The 15,190-nt window shown below is 69.9% G+C and carries 12 protein-coding genes; 1 reads left to right on the top strand and 11 read right to left on the bottom strand.

From position 1 onward, the window contains the following. Positions 1 to 2 precede the first annotated feature (2 nt). On the bottom strand, positions 3 to 3,038 hold the full coding sequence (locus C516_RS20540) for a bifunctional diguanylate cyclase/phosphodiesterase (RefSeq protein ID WP_018718479.1): 3,036 nt from the start codon (positions 3,036 to 3,038) through the stop codon (positions 3 to 5). A gap of 153 nt (positions 3,039 to 3,191) precedes the next feature. Further along, positions 3,192 to 3,458 (bottom strand): DksA/TraR family C4-type zinc finger protein, encoded by a 267-nt coding sequence (locus C516_RS0111175; RefSeq protein ID WP_018718478.1) that lies wholly within the window; start codon positions 3,456 to 3,458, stop codon positions 3,192 to 3,194. A 152-nt stretch (positions 3,459 to 3,610) separates the two neighbouring features. Here C516_RS0111175 and C516_RS0111170 point away from each other — a divergent pair, with 152 nt between their 5' ends. Beyond that, entirely contained in the window at positions 3,611 to 4,195 is a 585-nt protein-coding gene (locus C516_RS0111170; RefSeq protein ID WP_018718477.1) for an NAD(P)H-dependent oxidoreductase, read from the top strand. Positions 4,196 to 4,211: 16 nt separating this feature from the next. Here the strand turns inward: C516_RS0111170 and C516_RS0111165 are convergent, their stop codons facing one another. The 9 genes from C516_RS0111165 to C516_RS0111125 all read right to left on the bottom strand — a co-directional run bounded on the left by C516_RS0111165 (position 4,212) and on the right by C516_RS0111125 (position 15,160). Then, on the bottom strand, positions 4,212 to 5,618 hold the full coding sequence (locus C516_RS0111165; protein ID WP_018718476.1) for a 4Fe-4S binding protein: 1,407 nt from the start codon (positions 5,616 to 5,618) through the stop codon (positions 4,212 to 4,214). Then, positions 5,615 to 6,490: an FTR1 family iron permease gene (locus tag C516_RS0111160; RefSeq protein WP_018718475.1), complete on the bottom strand. Its 876-nt coding sequence runs from the start codon at positions 6,488 to 6,490 to the stop codon at positions 5,615 to 5,617. Before C516_RS0111160 ends, C516_RS0111165 begins: the two co-directional genes overlap by 4 nt. 23 nt (positions 6,491 to 6,513) lie before the next feature. Further along, on the bottom strand, positions 6,514 to 6,846 hold the full coding sequence (locus tag C516_RS0111155) for a cupredoxin domain-containing protein (protein WP_018718474.1): 333 nt from the start codon (positions 6,844 to 6,846) through the stop codon (positions 6,514 to 6,516). A 9-nt stretch (positions 6,847 to 6,855) separates the two neighbouring features. Further along, positions 6,856 to 7,401: an iron transporter gene (locus C516_RS0111150; protein WP_018718473.1), complete on the bottom strand. Its 546-nt coding sequence runs from the start codon at positions 7,399 to 7,401 to the stop codon at positions 6,856 to 6,858. Between the two features lie 88 nt (positions 7,402 to 7,489). After that, a complete protein-coding gene (locus C516_RS0111145) occupies positions 7,490 to 8,797 on the bottom strand; it encodes a sensor histidine kinase (RefSeq protein ID WP_018718472.1) in 1,308 nt (435 codons plus the stop codon). Next, a complete protein-coding gene (locus C516_RS0111140) occupies positions 8,775 to 9,467 on the bottom strand; it encodes a response regulator transcription factor (protein ID WP_018718471.1) in 693 nt (230 codons plus the stop codon). Before C516_RS0111140 ends, C516_RS0111145 begins: the two co-directional genes overlap by 23 nt. Further along, entirely contained in the window at positions 9,461 to 12,613 is a 3,153-nt protein-coding gene (locus tag C516_RS0111135; RefSeq protein ID WP_018718470.1) for an efflux RND transporter permease subunit, read from the bottom strand. Before C516_RS0111135 ends, C516_RS0111140 begins: the two co-directional genes overlap by 7 nt. Next, the gene (locus C516_RS0111130; protein ID WP_018718469.1) at positions 12,606 to 13,805 is read right to left on the bottom strand and encodes an efflux RND transporter periplasmic adaptor subunit; all 1,200 of its coding nucleotides are present in this window, start codon (positions 13,803 to 13,805) and stop codon (positions 12,606 to 12,608) included. Before C516_RS0111130 ends, C516_RS0111135 begins: the two co-directional genes overlap by 8 nt. Beyond that, entirely contained in the window at positions 13,802 to 15,160 is a 1,359-nt protein-coding gene (locus C516_RS0111125; protein WP_018718468.1) for an efflux transporter outer membrane subunit, read from the bottom strand. The genes C516_RS0111130 and C516_RS0111125 overlap by 4 nt, the downstream gene beginning before the upstream one ends. Positions 15,161 to 15,190: the final 30 nt, after the last annotated feature.

Here is a 15,190-nt window from a genome sequence, read left to right as displayed (position 1 = left end):
GATCAGGCGCGATCCCGCGCGATTACCCACGCCCGGAAGGCCGCCGCCGGGAGGGGGCGGGAGAAATGGAAGCCCTGCACCTCGTCGCAGCCCTCGCGCCGCAGGAACGTCACGTGCTCCGGCATCTCGGCGCCCTCGGCGATCACGCGCAGCCCCAGCGTGTGCGACAGCGAGATGATCGCGCGGGCGATCTCCGCGCTGCGCGGTTCCGAGTCCAGGCTCTGCACGAAGGAGCGGTCGATCTTCATGGTATCCACCGGCAGGCTGTGGAGGTACGACAGCGACGCATAGCCAGTGCCGAAGTCGTCCACGGCCACCGTGATCCCGCGCTCGCGCAGCGCCGTGAGGGCCGCGGCGGTGGCTTCGGCGTCCGATATGGCCGTGCCCTCGGTGATCTCCAGCTCCAGCCGGTCGGCGGGCAGGCCGGAGGCGGCCAGCGCGCGGTCCACGGTTTCGACGAGGGTGTCGCTGCGGAACTGGCGCAGCGACAGGTTCACGCCCACGCGCAGCGTGCCGAGCCCGGCCGCCGGCCAGGCCGCGGCCTCGTGGCAGGCCTGTTCCAGCACCCAGGCGCCGATGTCCTCGATCAGGCCGCTTTCTTCGGCCACTGGAATGAACTCGGCGGGGCTCACCGGCCCGAGCTCCGCGTCGTGCCAGCGAAGCAGCGCCTCCGCACCGACGACCTCGCCGTCTTCCAGACGGATCTGCGGCTGGTAGTGGAGGGAGAGGGCGCTGTCGTCCAGTGCCGTGCGCAGGCGGTTCTCCAGGGTCAGCCGGCGCTGGCCGTGGGCGGCGAAATCCGCCTGGAAGAAGCTGTAGCGGATCACCGCGGACTGCTGCGCCCGGCGGGTCGCGGTCATCGCGGCGATGACGAGCCGTTCCACGTCATGGCCGTCGTCGGGGGCGATGGCCACGCCGATGTTGAGATCCGTGAAGATCGTCTGCTCGCCGAGGGGGATCGGTGCCTCGACCGAGGCGACCATGCCCTCGGCGACGGTCTCGGCGGCGCAGGGGAGGTGCCCCGGACCCGCCCGCAGGAGCACCAGGAAGGTGTCGTTGCCATAGCGCCCGACCAGTCCGCCGGCGGGGCGTACCACCCGGTCAAGCCGTTCTCCGATCGCGCGCAGGACCTGCTCGGAGAGATGGGGACCGAGTGTTTCATGGATCCGGCTGAAGCGGCGGATGTCGGCGAACAGCACCGCGATGCCGCCCCCGCCCCGCGCCGAATCGGTGGTGAGCATATGCTGCAGGCGGTCCAGGATCACGTTCCGGTTGGGCAGGCCGGTGACGTCGTCGTAATTGGTCATGCGGTAGAGCCGGGCCTCCAGGGCGTCGCCGCGGCTGACCTCGAGACCGCTGAGCGTGTAGTGCGTGACGTGGCCGTCGTCGCCCCGTATCGCCGTCAGTGTCACCCACAGCCGGTAGGACTCGCCCGTGCGGCGACGCCGGCGCGCCTCGCCCTGCCAGCTCCCCGTCGACTCGAGCTGACGCCAGACGGCCTCGTCGGCGAAGACATCCTCGTCGCCGTAGCGTCCGTCCGCGACCGGTGCGCCGAGGATCTCGTGCGCGGCGTAACCCGTGATGCGGGTGAACGCGCGGTTCACCCGCAGGATGCGCCGATCCGCGTCGAGCACCATGCACAGCTCCTCGGAGTGCTCGAAGAAGCTGTCCGCGAGCCGCCGCGACGCCGCCGCCTCGCTGTGGGCGGTGACGTCCAGCAGCGCACCGACGACCTCGCCCGTCGTGCCCCGGTCGTCGCGGATCACCGCCACGTTTTCCTGCAGCCAGCGCACGTCGCCGTCTGCCGTGTGGACGCGGAAGGTCTGCGCCAGGCGGCCGTCGCCGAGCAGACGGTCGTGGCCGTCCCGCACCGCCTTGCGGTCCCGTGGGTCGATCCGTTCCAGCCACCACTCGGAGTCGCCGATCTGCCCCGGCGCATAGCCCAGAATCCCCTGGACCGTATCACTGACGAACGTCGGTACCAGCCGGTCGCCCACGACACGGGCGCGGTAGATCACCGCAGGGCTGATGCGGAGGATATTACGCAGCTCCGAGAGCGCGGCGAGATGGCGACGGTGCAGGAAGGCACCGATGGCTGAGCCCACGATGATCAGTCCCAGCAGGGTCCCGCCGAGCACCACGATATCCGAGACGAACGACACCGTCGGCTCCAGTACCGCCGAGAGCGGGGCGGTCACGGTGACGTAGAAACGTTCGTCGAACCACTGGACCGGCGCGTAGGCGATCACCTGGCCGTCGACGACGGCGTGATCGCCCCGGATGAGTTCGCCGCTGCCGGCGGGTGTGGCGGTGCCGGTCTGCGCGGACAGCCGGGCCACGGCGGCCGCCGCGCCGTGCATCTCCGGATCGCCCGCGGCGAGCTCGATGGGGTGCCAGAGCACGGTGCCGTCCGGGCGCACCGCGTAGGCATGGCCGCCGCGATAGGGGTGCACGTCACCGAGCAGGCGTTCCAGCATCGCATGCAGGTCGAGCCACCCCTCGACGCGGCCCAGTGCGGGGCCTTCGTCGCGGATCGGGGTGACGAGGTGGAGCAGCCAGCGGCCGTTGACGTCGTGGAGGTGACCACTTCGCTCCGGGGTGCCCGTGCGTACCGCCCGCGCCGGCAGGAACGGTCCGTTACACCAGCCCGGCCCCGGCCGGCTGACCATGACACCCGAGGCGTCCGCCAGGGTGACGGCGCACAGCAGTCGGCCGTGGACACGGTCCACGGTGGTCAGCAACCCCTGAACGGCGCGCAGACGTGCGGCATCGGGGCCGTCCCTGACGGTCTGCCGGACGCGCTCGTCCGCGGCGATCACCTGCAGGGTTTCGTGATACTCGCCCAGCGAGCGCTGCAGGGCGTCCGCCTTGATGGCGGCTGCCAGTTCGACCTGTCGGCCGGCCTGCGCCACCGTGTCCGCGCGGAATTCCATGTAGATCCGCTGGAGCAGGAACACCGCGCCGATGACCAGGGCGCCGAGCAGTGCGACGGGAAGCCATCGTCGGGTCCGGCTGACGGGATCGGTGAGAGACAGCATGGGGGTCCTGGGTCCTGGGTTACCCGGTGCCCGGTGGCGGTATGTAGTCAGGATGTTTTGCCCAGCAATCTGTGACAGAACGCACGCGAAGTCAATTTAGTGAGCGGTCGACCGCCCCTGCCGCGCGTTGCATCCACTCGCCGGGTGCCGCGCTCAGCGGAGCTGACTGTCCTTGCTGCCCCGTCGGTTGTAGCTGCTGAATCCGCGCTCTTCCTCGTCCCGGGCCGCCTGGCAGTTCACGCACAGGCGCACACCCGGAATAGCCTCGCGGCGGCCCGCCGGGATCTCCGCGTCGCACTCCTCGCAGTGGGTCAGGCTCTCACCGCTCGGGAGCCGGCTGCGGATGCGCTCGAGCGCGTCGGCCACGGAGCTGTCGATCTGCTCCTGCACCGCGCCGTCGTGTGTCCAGCCGTTGGCCATGGGATTACCTCCTGATGGGGGACGATCATGGTAGCCCCCGCCGGGGCCCTTATAACGCACCGCCGCCGTCGTCCTCAACGCCGCCCGGCGGGCGTTCCCCCGCGGCGGTATGATCGTGATAATGGCGTCGAACAGGGACGGTGGGAGGGCGTATGGCAACGCGTATCGCGATCGTGCAGGGGCACCCGGATCCGGCGGGCGGGCACCTGTGTCACGCCCTGGCGGATGCCTACGCGGCGGGGGCCGGCGAGACGGGGCGCAGTGTGCGCCGTATCGACGTCGCGGGTCTCGATTTCGGGCTGCTCCGCAACGAACGGGCGTTTACGGGCGAACCGCCACCGCCGGACATCGCCGCCGCCCAGGAGGCCATTGCCTGGGCGGAGCACGTGGTCATCGTCTATCCCTTATGGCTCGGTACCATGCCGGCGCTGCTCAAGGCCTTCCTGGAGCAGACCCTGCGCCCGGGTTTCGCCTTCGATTACCGCCCGGACGGCCTCCCACGCAAACGCCTGCAGGGGCGATCGGCACGGGTCGTGGTGACCATGGGCATGCCCGCGTTCGCCTACCGCTGGTATTTCGGCGCGCACAGCCTGAAGAGCCTGGAGCGCAACATTCTGCGCTTTTGCGGGATCTCGCCGGTCGGGGAGTACCTGATCGGCGGGGTGGGAAACGCCAGCGCCGAGCGCCGGCACCGCTGGCTGGCACGCATGCAGCGGATGGGGCGTGCCGGGGTCTGAACGCCCCGGGCCCGTCTCACCAGCCCCAGAAGAGGAGCCACCAGGCCGCGGCGACGACGCCTGCCGCGGCGGCGCCCCCGGCGAAGCCGCCGAGACGGCGCAGCCATTGCCCGGGCACGTGTACCGCGGTGATTCGCCAGGCGAGGCCGAGGCTCCATGCCGTCGCGGCGGCAAGGAGCAGCGCCCGTGTCTCGCCGACCCAGAACACCGGCACGCCGTCGGCGCGCAGCAGTGACACGGTGGTCATGGACAGGCCGAGGAACGCCCCTATGCCGCCGAGCGGTATCAGGGAATGGGCGAGGTGGTAGAGCCGTTGGGGCCGCCACTGCCCCATCGCCCGGGTGCCCAGGGCCAGTGCGGCGGTGACCGCGCTACCCACGATCACGGCGGTGGTGGCGATGTAGACGATCAGCAGCGCGCCGTCGAGCAGGTTGAACACGTCGTTCTCGCCCGGGTAGTTGGTGAACACCCACCACGGTGCGTGCATCGTCAGCGGCCACATCCAGTCGTGGTGAACCAGCCACGTGGCGATCGCCTGCTTGGCAGTCACGAACCACGGGCTCGCGCTCCAGTGAAAGGCCCCGATCGCCGTGCCGATGAGACCGAAGACCAGCAGCACGTACTCCCAGCCGCTGGCGTTCCGGGCCCCGATACGGGTGATCTCCGATCCCGGCAGCCGCGGTTCCAGCGCGATGGCCCCGCGGTAGCCGCTGCAGCGCCCGCACATGTGGCAGCCGCCGGCCTCGTCGAGCTCGCGCAGGGCCAGAAGGGTGGGGCAGTTGACGCGTTCCGGGCGGACGCTGCGCCGTGCCGCCTGCCAGGCGTCCTCGTGCGTACGATAGTGCAGCGGCGAGAGCCGCGAGAGCAGTCGGAAGACGCCGTTGACCGGGCAGAGGTAGCGGCACCAGACTCGCTTGTCCCGGCCGTAGAGGAAGCCGACGATCATGGCGGCCACGGTGGAGCCGCCGAGTACGATCAGCGCCGGCCCGGGATAGTCGTAGACGCTTGCCATCTGGCCGTAGAGCGTCGTGCCCACGAAGGCCACGAAAGGCCAGCCACCCCAGCGCACCCAGCGCGGGATGGCGCCACCGCGGCCGTGGCGGCTGGCGAACTCGGTGAGCGTACCCTCCGGGCAGAAGACACCGCACCACACGCGCCCCATGAGCACGATGCTCAGCAGCACGAACGGCCACCAGATGCCCCAGAAGACGAACTGCGCGAAGACGGTGAGGTTGTCCAGGATGCCGGCGGTGTACGGCGGCAGGGGCAACAGCGTGGGAACGATCAGCAGGAAGGCGTAGACGCCGACCACGCCCCACTGAATACCCTGGATCACGCCGCGATGACGGCGCATCCACTCGCCCCAGGCGGCCAGTCGGCCGCCCGGGGCGGCGCCCTGCATCATGCCGGCCGCACAGCTCATGATGCGGCGGTGCTGGGCTGCTGCTCCCTGGCTGTGGCCGTCCTGCGCGGCGGTCGGCGCCCGCTCCAGCGCAGCAGGGCGACGACGATCACCCAGAAGGCCGCGAGGGCGATGACGTCCGTGAGCGCCGGATAGGCCCGGTAGCCGGTGAGCGCCGCCACCAGACCGCCGAAGCGCGTGGCGTCGTCGAGCAGCCCCGGGGTGCTCCAGACCGGGTCCATGCCCGCCGGCAGCCAGCCCATGCCGATCAGACGGTCCACGCCGCTGACCAGCAGCGAGCCGGCGAGCAGCAGCAGCAGCGCTTCGCTGACACGGAAGAAATGGCGCCAGGAGAACACCCGGGAACCCAGCTGCAGGATGTAGAAGGTGACCAGCGCGACGCCGAATCCGGCGAGGGCGTAGAGCGCGAAGGTCCCGCCGTTACCCATGCTGATACTCGCCGCACCGATGCCGTAGAGGAAGACCACGGTCTCAGCGCCCTCGCGGGCGACGGCGATGGCGACCAGCACGGCGATCCCGGTGTACTGCGAGGTCGCGATGGACTGGTCGACGCTCTCGCGCAGCTCCCGTGACAGTCCCGCGCCATGGCGCCGCATCCAGATGACCATCTGCACGATGAGCCCCGAGGCGACGAGGACCATAATGGTCTGGAAGGTCTCCTGGGCGCTGCCGCTGAGCAGGCTGCCCATGCCCATCAGCCCGGCGGCGAGTCCCGTCGCGATCAGCAGGCCCGCGGCCACGCCGGACCACAGATAGCGCAGCCCGATACGCCCGCTCGGGTGATGCCGGAGCCACGCATAGACGATCCCAACGACAAGAATCGCCTCGACGCTTTCGCGCCAGACGACGAAGAACACCTGTCCCATTTCCATGACGGAACTCCGGTCTGTGGCTACTACTTGGCGACGATTACGCCTCGGGCATCGGGGAGGTGGAACTCGTCGAAGAACTCGTACTCGCCGGGCTTGAGCGGGTGCACCACGACGAACGACTGAACGCCGGGCGCCATGACCTTCTCTTTGCGTAACCGCGTGCTCTCGAATTCTACCGGAGTGTTACCGGTATTGTGCAGCTCGATCTTGAACCGCTCCCCGGCCTTGACCTCGAGGCGGGCGGGCCGCAGCTCGCCGTTATGCAGCTCGAGGCGATAGGTCGGCAGCTCGGCCGCCGCCGTGGCGGCGGCCAGGAGCAGGGCGAGACCGAGCCAGCGGCTCAGTGTCTTCACCATGGGTGTCTCCTAGTAGCTGCCCTTCTTGCCGATGCCGGCATAGGTGAAGTCGAAATCCACCTTGAAGGGCTTGAACCACTCGCCGACACCGGTCTCGTCGTCCACGTGCCGCATGAACATCGGCGCATCGACACCCTCCGGCGCATGTCCCGGGGGATAGATGGTGTAGGTCAGGTGGTACTCACCGGGGCCGTCGAGCTTGACGTTCTTGCCGTAGTGCGGGCCGTCATTGGCGACCATCGCGTCGAACACGCCGCTGGTGGTGGCACCGCCTTCCTTGGTCAGCTTGTACTCGATCGTGAGGTAGGGCATCCAGGCGCCGACCGCGAAGCCGTTGGGGTTGTCCTCGACCGCGTGGATGTCGGCCTCGAGATGAACGTCCGCCTTCGACGTGGACATCTGTCCGGCGGGCTCCATCTCCACGGGCTGCAGGTATACCGCGGCGATTTCCAGTCCGTGCATGGTCGTCGGCTTGCCCGCCGGGTACTCCACTGCCGAGGCCAGCCCGGGGACCAGGGCCGCAGCGGCGACAGCGGCGGTGAGAGCGTACTTCATAGTGCCTTCTCCTTCACGTCGTTGGAATGGCGTTCACCATAGACCAAACGATAATTATTCGCAACAACGATGTTCGGGATAGTGGCGTTCAACGTGACCGCGGTCGGTCGGTGGCGTTCCCTGCCGTGCCGAAGCACAGGCGCACGACGCGGTGGCGGCGGCGCGCCCGGTTGCGGTAGGCCCATCCCAGGCGCCCGGTGAGCCGGGCCGTGAGGCGCAGCCCGAGTCCGAAACCGAGGTCGTCGCCGTCGTTGCCGCCCTCGCCGTCGACAGGGCGCGGGTTGACGATCAGCACCCGGTCGCCGCGCTGGCGGATGCTTACCTGACCGTCCCAGGTGTGCTGGAAGGCGTTGCGGACGAGGTTGCCGAGGACGATTCGCGCCGGGCCCTCGGGGACGTGAACCGTGTACGGTTCGGTGTCGAGCGCCACGGTCACGGGCTTGTCGGTGAGCAGATACGCCAGTTCGCCGGTGATTTGGCGCAGGAGCTCATCCAGGCGCAGGTGCCGGGCCGTCGGCGGCGATTCGTCCACCCGGCTCAGCCACAGCAGGACCTCGGTGAGCTGCTTCATGGTCTGGCTGGCCCGGTCGATGCGCTCGATCACCTGGGCCTGACGGGGGTCCGCCGGCCCGCCGAGCTGCTCCTGCAGCCGGTGCATGAGCTCGATGTTGCTGCGGATTACGCTGATCGGCGTGCGCAGCTCATGACTGGTGTGGCGCAGGAAGCGGTGCTCACGCTCCAGCGCCTCGTGCACCGAGGAGAGGCTGCCCCGGATCAGCGCCGCGAGCTCGTTAAGCTCCGGGTAGGCGAAGTCCGGCGGCGGTTCGCGCAGGCGCCGGGCGTCCAGGTCCCTGGCCCAGGCGCCGAGGGCGGCCACCGGCCGGGAGACCCGGCGCAGCACGAGCAGGATCACCCCGGCGAGGACCAGCGCACTGGCCACGCTGATGCCGAACAGCAGCCGCAGGTTGGCTTTCGCGTTGCGGGCCACCAGCGCGGACGCCGTTTCCGGGGAGACGGTGTGGCTGACGAACACCGTTTCCCTGCCGGCGCGCACGCGCATGAGGAAGCGGACGAACTGCGGGGGCTGGAACCAGCGCGCGTCGTCGTGGATGTGCAGCACGTCCGCTTCGGCGGGGGGATGGCCGAAGGTGGCCCGGGTCGCGGCCGGCACGTCGTCCCAGCGCCGCGCGATGCGGTAGCCGGCGATCTCGCCCGGCGCCGTGGCGTCCCCGGTGACGTAGTCCCGGGCGACCCGCTCCATCTGGGCGGCCACCATGTTGTCCATGCCGCGCTTGAAGAACTGGGCGCTCAGCAGCGAGTAGCCGATGACGAGCAGGCCCCCCAGCCCGAGAAAGACAATGGCGACGAACCACTTAAGACTGATCGGGCGTTTCATCCGCCGGGGTCCTCAGGGCGAAGCCGTAGCCGCTGACCGTGTGTACCAGCGCGGTATCGAAGGGGGCGTCCACCGCGCGTCGCAGGTTGTGAAGATGGACCTTCAGGCTGTTGCTGTCCGGCGGCTCGTCGCCCCATACCGCCTCTTCCAGGGCCCGGCGTGAGACCGCCGCCGGGGCGGCGCGAAGCAGTGTCTCCAGCAGCCGCCAGCCCGTGGGTGAGAGGCGCAGTGTCCGGCCCGCGCGGGTGACGGTGTGTTCGCTCAGATTCATCACCAGGTCCGCGTACCGGAGCTGGCGTGCCTGGCCGCTGCGCCGGTGGGCGAGGGCGTGGATGCGCGCCACCAGCTCCTGGAGCTCGAAGGGCTTGACCAGGTAGTCGTCGGTGCCGGCGCGGAAGCCCTCGAGCTTGTCGTCCAGGGTGTCCCGGGCGGTGAGCATGAGCACCGGCGTGTCGTCGCCGCGGGTGCGCAGGCGCTGGCACACGCCCAGCCCGTCCATGCGCGGGAGGTTGAGGTCGAGGAGCAGCACGTCGTAGCTGCCGGCCTCCATGAGCGTGAGACCGGCGGGACCGTTGCTGGCGTGGTCGCAGCGGATATCCTCGATGTCGAGGTACTGCACGACGGTGCCGGCCAGGTCCAGGTCGTCCTCGATCAGCAGTGTGCTCAGCATGTCCGTGCGTCCTCGCCCCCGGCGGTCAGCCTCTCGCGCAGCCCCTCCAGCAGTGTCCCGACATCGTAGCGGATCAGCAGCAGCGCAGGGATGAGCACCAGCGTGATGACCGTGGCGAACATGATGCCGTAGGCGAGCGAGACCGCCGCCGGGATGAGGAACTGCGCCTGCGTGGAGGTCTCCGTGAGCAGGGGCATCAGCCCGGCGAAGGTGGTCAGTGACGTGAGCAGAACCGCCCGCAGCCGGCTGGTGCAGGCCTCGGCGATGGCGCCGCGCAGGTGGGTGGCGTCCGCCCGAAGCTCATTGAAGCGCGCCACGAGCAGGAGACTGTCGTTCACCACCACGCCGCTCAGGGCGACGATCCCGTTGAGCGACAGGATGCTGAGCGCCAGGCCGTTGATCCAGTGACCGAGAATGGCACCGACGATGCCGAAGGGGATGGCGGTCATGATCACCGCCGGCTGCAGGTACGAGCCCAGCGGCACGGCGAGCAGGATGTAGATCATCAGCAGCGCGAGCAGGAACATCCGGGTCATGGAGCTCTGCGTCTCCGCCTGCTCCTCGGCCTCGCCGGCGAAGTGCACGTCCAGCGAGGGGTACTGACGTTCGAGGTTCGGGACCACGTTCGCCTGCAGCTCGGCCACGAGCCCGGTGGTGGACATCACGTCCTTGTCCACGTCGCCGGAGAGGTAGACCGCGCGCTTGCCGTCGATCCGGGTGATGCTCTCGCGGGTGTAGCCGTAGGTGGCGGTGGCGACGTCCGAGAGGGCGAGGACGTCGCCGTCGTCGGTGCGCACGCGGGCGTTGAGCACGTCCGTGGCGCTCTGACGCTGGCCCTCCGGGTAGCGGACGGTGACCTCCACCTCGTCGCGGCCGCGCTGGTAGCGCTGGACCACCTCGCCGTTGAACGTGCGCAGGACCTGTGCGGCAAGCTCCCCGGTGGTCAGCCCCAGGGCGCGCCCCCTGGGCGTCAGCGCCAGGTGCAGCTGCGGCTGGCCGGGGGAGAGATTGTCCTCGACGCCGCTGACCGCCGGATAGGCGTTCAGGGCGGCCCTGAAGCGCTCGCCTGCCTGGGTGAGGACCGTATCGTCGCTGGCGCGCAGCTCGATGCGCACGTCGTCGACCATCTGCCGGGTGCTGCGGACGCTCAGCGACTGCGCCCCCTCCGGCAGCCCGGCAAGCTCGCGCCAGCGACGGGTGAAGGCCGGCAGGTCGTAGGGGGCGTCGTCGCTCAGCTCCACGTCCACGGTGCCGCTCTGATCCGCCTCGGAGAGGACCTGCAGGTGGGCGATGCCGGTGTCGCCGCCACCGCGCAGGGCGCGGTCGGCATCGTGGGCGCGATCCTCCAGCAGCCGCAGGGCTGCATGGGTCTGGCCGTAGCTGGCGTCGTTGCGCATGGTCAGCTCTGCCGAGACGGTGTCGCCGGTGACGGCCGGAAAGAAGCTGATCGGCACGGTCCCCGTCAGCGGCATGCTGATCACCAGCACGAACAGCGCCAGGAACAGCACCACCACCGCGTAGCGGTAGTGCAGCGCCCAGCGGATCACCGGGCGGTAGCAGCGCTCGGTAAAGGCCGCGAGGCCGGCGTCCGCCCCGTTCTGGATGGACTGCCAGCCCCGCATCAGCGGGTTGCGGCTGCGCCCGCGATGGGTATTCAGGTGGGCGAGGTGGGCCGGCAGGATAAGCTTGGACTCGATGATGGAGAGCACCAGGCAGATCGCCACGACCATCGCGAACTGGGCATAGAGCTCGCCCAGCCCGCCGCTGGTCTGCGAGAGGGCATAGAAGGCGGCGACCGTGGTGAACACGCCGAACAGCGTGGGCACCGCCACCCGGCGGGTGCCGAGGACCGTATTGGCGACCGTGTCGCCGTGCTGCTCGCGCACCGTGTAGACGCTCTCGCCCACGACCACGGCGTCGTCGACGACGATGCCCAGGGCAATGATGAACCCGAAGGTGGTGAATTCGTTGAGCGTCAGCCCCGCTAAGGCGTCGCCCATGAAGAACAGTGTGCCGAAGAAGATGAACGGCAGGCCCATCGCCACCCAGAAGGCCACCGTCAGGTTGAGGAACAGCGCCAGCAGGACGAACACCAGGGCGATACCGGTGATTGCGTTCTTCACCAGCAGCTGCAGCCGCCCGTTGATGGAGGTGCTGCGGTCGTGCCAGGTGTCCAGGGACACGCCCCGGGGCAGGTGGCCGTCGGTACGCCACTGATCGACGACCTCCCGGGCGGCCTCCACCGACTCGGTGATGTCGTCCCCGCCGGTGCTGACGACCTCCAGCGCGACGCTAGGCTCGCCGTTGAAGCGCGACAGGACCGGGGTGTCCTCGTCGTAGGTATCGTGGACGTCGGCCACGTCGCCCAGACGCACCCGGTGGCCGTCGGCGGTGGTGATCAGCGGGATGGCCGCGAACTCGCCGCGCTCGTAGGCCTGCTCCGAAGCCTTGAGCTGGAGGTAGAGGGTGTCGCTGCGCAGCACCGGTGTCATGGTGCTGGTGGAGCCGTTATTGACGGCGTCCTCGACGTCCGAGAGCGACAGGCCGTAGGCCTGCAGGCGGCCCTCGTCGATCTCCACCGCCATGATCGGGTCGCGCTCCCCCGAGAGGCTGACCCGGCTGATCTGGGCGCGTCCGAGCAGGGCCGTCTTGAGCTCGTCGGCGAGCTGCTGGAGGGTATGGCGGTCGGTATCACCGTGGAGCTGGAGCCACAGGGCGTGGTCCTCGCGCTCGCCCTTCTCCACCACCGGGTTCTCCGCGTCGGCGGGAAAGGTGGAGATCGCGTCGACCTGGGTGCGCACGTCGGTGAGCAGGGTGTCGAGGTCGTAGTCGTTGCGTTTCTCCACCGTCACCGTCGTGCCGCTGCCCGTGGAGGTGCTGGTCATCGAATCGATGCCGGAGACGTCCTGGAGGGCGTCCTCGATCTTGATCGCGAGGCCCTCCTCGGACTGGCGCGCGGAGCCGCTGTCGTAGGTCACTGAGACCGTGACGCTGTCCGGCTCCATGCTGGGGAAGGCCTCCTTGCGCAGCGTGAACGCCGAGCCCACGCCCAGGGCGATGACGAGCACCATCAGCAGGTTGGCGGCGACGGGGTTGGCGGCGAACCACGGGATCAGGCCCGGGAAGCGCGCGTGGTCATCACTCATCGGCACCGCCCCCGGACCCGGCGGCCTCCGTCTCCACCGGATTGACCGCCATGCCCGCCAGATACGAGCCCAGCGGGTGGGTGACCACCTGCTGCGCCGCGCCGGCGAGTGTCTCCGGCGGTCGGACGTAGATGGCGTCGCTGTCGCTGAACACCGGTTCGGCGGAGAAGCTCGCGAGCGCGCCGTCGCCGGTGACGTACCAGATCTCGCTGCGCTGGCTGAGTGCGGCGGGCGGCAGGCGCCACAGGCCGTCGATCCGCCGGCCGCTGATGCGTGCCTGCACGAACGTGCCCGGCAGCAGTGGCGGTGTGCGTGACAGCGGGAGGTCCACGGCAACGATCACCGAGCGCTGCCGGGTGGTGTCGTCGCGGTGGCGGGCGATGCGCAGGACGTGGCCGGACCATTCGTGTCCCCCGGCGACGTCGGTCAGGGTGACGGGCCATTCGCCGTCGGCGAGGGTGTCGGTGTCCGGCAGGTTGGCCCAGTCGCGGTCGGCGAGCGGGACCCCGATCTCCACGCGGTCGGTGCTGTAGAGGGTCGCGATCTCGCCGCCGGCCTGTACGTAGCTTCCGGGGGCGATTGCACGGCTCACGACCAGGGCGTCGAAGGGGGCGTCGATGCGGGTGTGGGCGAGGTCCTGCCGGGCGTCGGCCAGCGCGGCCCCGGCATCCACGACCGCGGAGCGTGCGGTGCGGACCTGGGGCTCGTGGAGGACCAGCGCCGAGTCGGGCTCGCCGTCCATGCCGGAGGCGTCCCATTCCTCCCGGGCCTGGTCGCGTTCGCGCTCCGCCTCCAGAAGGTCCTGGCGGGCGCTGGCAAGGTCGTGTTGTGCCGAGGCCACGCCTGCCTGGTACTCGGCATCCTCGAGCCGTGCCAGCACGTCCCCCTTCCGGACCTGCCGGCCGGTCTCGAAGTCCCCGCCGAGTGACGCCACCCGGCCGGACACGGCGGCGGTGAGCGTGAGCTCGTAGTGCGGCCGGGCGGCGGCATAGCCCTGGGCGTGGGCGGTGTAGGTGCCGGTGCGGACGGTGACCACCGAGACGTCCGGCCGTTCCTCCGGTGCGGTGCCCGCGGCGGCCGTCGCGGGTTTCCGCGCCGCCTCCTCCATGCCGTGCCCGCTGTAGAGCACCACGGCGACGAGCACGGTAAGGGCCGCCAGGAGCATGAACCACTGTGCGTAGTGACGGATCATCGGTGTACTCCCAGACCGAGTGCCAGGCCGAGGTCCACGCGGTTGGCCAGGCGGCTTCGGGTGAGCTCGTTGAGCTGGGCCTCGAGGTCGTAGGTCTGCTCCTGGACGTCGAGGAGGTCGAGAATGGTGACCAGCCCGGCGCGGTAGCGCCGGCGGTAGTTCGCCAGGCTTCGGCGGGCGCTGGCGAGCGCGTCGCGGGTGTGGGCGAGGCGCGTCTTCAGGGCCTGTTCCTGGCCGATGGCGTCGCCCACCTCGGTCACCGCGGTCAGCAGGGTCTCGCGGTAGGCCTGATAGGCCTTGGCCGCCTCCAGCTCCGCCTGCTCCGCCGCCGCCTTCAGCTCGCCGCCGCGGTACAGCGGCGCGGTCAGGTCGGCGAGCAGCGACCAGACCGGGGCGGTGAGCAGCGCCTGCCGCGGCGTGGTCGCGACATCCTCCAGGCTCGCCTGCAGGTCGAGGCTCGGCAGCATGTCCTTGTAGGCCGCGCGGGTGCGCGCCGCCTGCGCCTGGATGGCGATATAGTCCGCGCGGAGGTCGGGACGGCGGCCCAGGGTCTGGACGGGTAGATCGACGAGGGGGACGCGCACGCCCGGGTAGTCCGACGGCACCGGTATTTCCGCGTCGTCGCTGCGCCCGAGCATTTCCCGCAGCGAGCGCCGCTCTGAGGCCAGGTCCTCGCGGTATTCGGCCAGTGTCGCGCGGGCACTCGCCAGGTCCGTCCTTGCGGTGTCCAGATCGTCTATGTCGCCGATACCCTTGCGGTAGCGTTCGCGCACGAAGGTGAGGTTGTCCTGGAGCGTCCCCAGCCGTTGTGTCTGGATGTCGACGGCGCGCCTGTCGGCGATGAGCTGGAGCCACGAGTCCATGACCTCGGAGGCCAGGGTGTCCCGCGTGGACTGGTAGAGGGCCCGCTGCTCGGCGACGTCCAGGTCGGCGGCGCGGTATGTGTCGGCGATCCGGCCCCAGACGTCCGCTTCCCAGCTCACGGTCACGGAGCCGGTGTAGCGGGTATCGCTGTCCTCCTCCCGGCTGCCCGTGAGTTCCGTGTCGAGGTCGGGCAGCCGGTCCGCACCGGTCTGGCGGCGCTCGCTGCGCCGGATTCGCAGAGTGAGCAGTGTCTGCTGCAGGTTGGGATTGGCGGCCAGCGCCTCCTGGATAAGGGCGTCCAGCCGGGACGAGCCCACGAGCTGGTTGAGGTAGGCGGTGGGTTCGCCGCCATCGAGCGCCGGCCAGGACGTGACGTCTCCGATCGCCTCGCGGGCCCTGTCGGGGTAGTCAGTCTCCGGGGCGGTGACGGCGCAGCCGCCGAGCAGTGTCGCCGCCAGCACCAGCCCGGTGAGTGTCAGCAGTCGTCGCATGGGTCGCGGGTCCAGAAGGTTGCCGGCCGC

Origin of the sequence: Arhodomonas aquaeolei DSM 8974 (assembly GCF_000374645.1) — a bacterium.
GTDB lineage: Bacteria > Pseudomonadota > Gammaproteobacteria > Nitrococcales > Nitrococcaceae > Arhodomonas > Arhodomonas aquaeolei.
This window is presented reverse-complemented; position numbering and strand designations above follow the sequence as displayed.

Bases quoted from the DNA above. Each gene is read 5' to 3' on its own strand.
- C516_RS20540 (WP_018718479.1), bottom strand. From the start codon at position 3,038: ATGCTGTCTCTCACCGATCCCGTCAGCCGGACCCGACGATGGCTTCCC.
- C516_RS0111175 (WP_018718478.1), bottom strand. From the start codon at position 3,458: ATGGCCAACGGCTGGACACACGACGGCGCGGTGCAGGAGCAGATCGAC.
- C516_RS0111170 (WP_018718477.1), top strand. From the start codon at position 3,611: ATGGCAACGCGTATCGCGATCGTGCAGGGGCACCCGGATCCGGCGGGC.
- C516_RS0111165 (WP_018718476.1), bottom strand. From the start codon at position 5,618: ATGAGCTGTGCGGCCGGCATGATGCAGGGCGCCGCCCCGGGCGGCCGA.
- C516_RS0111160 (WP_018718475.1), bottom strand. From the start codon at position 6,490: ATGGAAATGGGACAGGTGTTCTTCGTCGTCTGGCGCGAAAGCGTCGAG.
- C516_RS0111155 (WP_018718474.1), bottom strand. From the start codon at position 6,846: ATGGTGAAGACACTGAGCCGCTGGCTCGGTCTCGCCCTGCTCCTGGCC.
- C516_RS0111150 (WP_018718473.1), bottom strand. From the start codon at position 7,401: ATGAAGTACGCTCTCACCGCCGCTGTCGCCGCTGCGGCCCTGGTCCCC.
- C516_RS0111145 (WP_018718472.1), bottom strand. From the start codon at position 8,797: ATGAAACGCCCGATCAGTCTTAAGTGGTTCGTCGCCATTGTCTTTCTC.
- C516_RS0111140 (WP_018718471.1), bottom strand. From the start codon at position 9,467: ATGCTGAGCACACTGCTGATCGAGGACGACCTGGACCTGGCCGGCACC.
- C516_RS0111135 (WP_018718470.1), bottom strand. From the start codon at position 12,613: ATGAGTGATGACCACGCGCGCTTCCCGGGCCTGATCCCGTGGTTCGCC.
- C516_RS0111130 (WP_018718469.1), bottom strand. From the start codon at position 13,805: ATGATCCGTCACTACGCACAGTGGTTCATGCTCCTGGCGGCCCTTACC.
- C516_RS0111125 (WP_018718468.1), bottom strand. From the start codon at position 15,160: ATGCGACGACTGCTGACACTCACCGGGCTGGTGCTGGCGGCGACACTG.